The sequence below is a fragment of the Microbispora sp. NBRC 16548 genome, from assembly GCF_030268985.1.
GTDB lineage: Bacteria > Actinomycetota > Actinomycetes > Streptosporangiales > Streptosporangiaceae > Microbispora > Microbispora catharanthi.
On record NZ_BSSF01000046.1, the window covers coordinates 1 to 2,678 of the forward strand.

3 protein-coding genes are annotated in these 2,678 nt (G+C 69.6%); 2 read left to right on the top strand and 1 reads right to left on the bottom strand.

Features of this window, described 5'->3' with window-relative positions; all coding sequences use genetic code 11:
• On the bottom strand, window positions 1-301 hold a 301-nt coding region (locus QSK36_RS42910), incomplete at its 3' end, for an endo-1,4-beta-xylanase (protein ID WP_285786421.1).
• A 684-nt stretch (window positions 302-985) separates the two neighbouring features.
• Between QSK36_RS42910 and QSK36_RS42915 the strand changes: the two genes are divergently transcribed.
• Both QSK36_RS42915 and QSK36_RS42920 read left to right on the top strand, forming a co-directional pair.
• Window positions 986-2,062, top strand: coding sequence for a cellulose binding domain-containing protein (locus QSK36_RS42915; protein ID WP_285786422.1), 1,077 nt, complete (start codon window positions 986-988; stop codon window positions 2,060-2,062).
• Window positions 2,063-2,089: 27 nt separating this feature from the next.
• The coding region (locus tag QSK36_RS42920) for a cellulose-binding domain-containing protein (protein WP_285786423.1) at window positions 2,090-2,678 on the top strand (589 nt) is incomplete at its 3' end.

Genomic DNA, 2,678 nt, shown 5'->3' on the forward strand with positions numbered 1-2,678 from the left:
TGCGGGAGGGCTCGATCGGCCCCCACTTCATCTCGTTCTCGGCGGTGACGGCGTTGAACTCCCGGTCCCAGGTCGCCACGTAGGTCGAGTCGTTCAGGTGGCCGGCCGCGATCGCGGTGCCGAAGTAACGGCCGCTCTGGGCGGCGGCCGCGCCCAGCGTGCCGGCGGCGGCGCCGGCGGGGACGGACGCCGCGAGTGCGGTGACCGCGCCGAGGGCGCCGAGGGCGCCGACGACCAGCAGCCGGCGGGTGCCGGCGAGCGGTCGCCGTCCTCCGCCGGCGGATAAGGGGTTTTCGCCCATGCCTGAGCCTCCACTGCGAAATCAATGAGGGAACGCGGATAGATGCCCGCGAAAACAGCACGCGGTCCGTCACCGCGTCGAAACTGCGGCCCCTGCCGCTCACCACCGACCCCGGCAGGAGGAGCCGCCTCGGGGAGTCAGTCTGGAAATCATCCCGAAACGTGTCAAGAGTGTTGCCAGAACGTTTCGATGCCCGCAGAGCCTCGAGACGCCTACATGCTGCATCGATGCCATTGACATGCCAATGTAATTTTCCGGCCGCTCCTGACGTCGGCCGTCGTGGCACGGATTTCGATGAACGTTTCATCACCGCGCCTCCCCCTGGCGGCGCGTTCGCGTCCCATCCCGGCAGTTGAGACGCATAGGCCGGGCGGAAGGGCGGAACAGGGCGCGAGCTCGAGCTTGACGGGCACTCCTCACGTCGTATTTGCTCCGGCGCACCACCACCCCCCGGTCATCCCGAGGAGAGGAGCGAACGAGTCGTTGCACCGATGTTAGCGCTAACAATGTACCGCCGAGCGCTATCGGAGCCCGATCCCGTGCGACGTGCGGGTCGGCCACGGCGGGGACCCGCCCACCCACCTCACCGTCATCGAAAGGGTTGACCAACCAGCGATGTTAACGCTCACAAATTGGCGCGGACGGAGCCGGTGGAGACGCCGGCTGACCACCGCGCTTCTGACCGTGACCGTCCTGGCGATCGCGCCCGCCGTCGCCCGCGCCGAGTCGAACGGCGGGGTGCGGGTGATGCCGCTGGGCGACTCGATCACCGAGGGCACGCAGGTGCCCGGCGGTTACCGGATCGGGTTGTGGCAGCGCCTGGCCGCGGGCCGCTACACGATCGACTTCGTCGGGTCGCAGTACAACGGGCCCGCCAGTCTGGGCGACCACGACCACGAGGGACACCCCGGGTGGCGGATCGACCAGATCGACGCGAACATCACCGGCTGGCTGCGCACCTCCACCCCGCGCACGGTGTTGCTGCACATCGGCACCAACGACGTGCTGCAGAACTACAACGTGTCCGGCGCGCCGCAGCGGCTGTCCACGCTGATCGACCACATCACCGCGGCGGCGCCGAACGCCGAGGTGTTCGTCGCGACCATCATCCCGCTGTCGAACTCCGGCCAGGAGGCCGCCGCCCGCACCTTCAACGCGGCGATCCCCGGCATCGTGCAGTCCAAGGCCAACAGCGGCAAGCACGTCCACCTGGTCGACATGCACAGCAAGCTGACCACCGCCGACCTGATCGACGGCATCCACCCCACCGCGAACGGCTACGACAAGATGGCCGCCGCCTGGTACGCGGCGCTCCAGTCGGTCCCCGGCAGCATCGGGCAGGGTCCCAGCCCGTCGCCCAGCCCGTCGCCCAGTCCCTCGCCCAGCCCGTCGCCCAGTCCCTCGGCCAGTCCCTCGGTCAGTCCCTCAGCCAACCCCTCGCCCAGTCCGTCGCCGGGCGGCGCGGGATGCTCGGCCGCGTACGCGATCGCCGGGCAGTGGGACGGCGGCTTCCAGGCGACGGTGACCGTGACCGCGGGCAGCTCGGCCATCTCCTCCTGGACGGTCGGCTGGCGGTTCGGCAACGGCCAGACGGTCACCCAGTCGTGGAACGCCGCGATCAGCAGCAGCGGCGCCCAGGTCACCGCCCGCAACGTCGACTACAACGGCGCGCTCGGCGCGGGCGCGAGCACCCAGTTCGGCTTCCTCGGCACCTGGAACGGCGCCAACGCCGTGCCCACGCTGACCTGCACCGTCTCCTGACGAATCCCTATCCCCCTGGAGATTCTCGTGCGCTTCACTCGACATCGGCGCTGGCTCGCGGCCGGGATGGCCGCGGCACTGAGCGTCCTCGGAGTCGTGACCGCCGGCTCCGCCCGCGCCGCCGCGGGCTGCCGGGTCACCTACACCGTGACCAACCAGTGGGAGGGCGGCTTCGGCGCCAACGTGGACGTGGTCAACCTGGGTGACCCGGTCAACGGCTGGAGCCTGACCTGGTCGTTCCCGGCCGGGCAGACGATCAGCCAACTGTGGAACGGCAGCTATACGCAGTCGGGCGCCCAGGTCACCGTGACCAACGCCTCCTACAACGGCGCCATCCCGACCGGCGGCAGCACGTCGTTCGGCTTCAACGGCTCCTGGACCTCGTCCAATCCGGTGCCGGCGAGCTTCGCGCTGAACGGCACCACCTGCAGTGGAACCGTCACCAGCACCAGCCCTTCGGCGTCTCCCTCCCCGAGTCCCTCCCCCAGTCCGTCGCCGTCGGCGAGTCCGACGAACGGGCCGTGGCCGCCGTCGTCGACCTATTCCAACCCGGTGTTGTGGGAGGACCTGGCCGACATCGACGTCTTCCGGGTGGACGACACCTACTACTACTCGG